General features: G+C 41.2%; 1 protein-coding gene. It reads left to right on the top strand.

The window, feature by feature from the left end; translation table 11 throughout:
* The coding region (locus tag CXF54_RS13045; protein ID WP_157823467.1) for an SdrD B-like domain-containing protein at positions 1–204 on the top strand (204 nt) is incomplete at both ends.

Raw genomic sequence — 204 nt, 5'->3', positions numbered from 1 at the left:
AGTAGGAGATTTAACAGGAGTTGTATTTGAAGACATCAACGGAGATGGCGTACAAGATCCAGGAGAAGAAGGAATTGCAGGAGTAGATGTAGTTATTACAGATGTTGACGGAAACGAAACAACAGTAACAACAGGAACAGACGGAACATGGACAACAACAGACATTCCAGTAGGAGATACTGTAGTTGATGTTGACGAAACAAC

The organism is Olleya sp. 1-3 (assembly GCF_002836085.1).
Lineage (GTDB): Bacteria > Bacteroidota > Bacteroidia > Flavobacteriales > Flavobacteriaceae > Olleya > Olleya namhaensis.
This window is presented reverse-complemented; position numbering and strand designations above follow the sequence as displayed.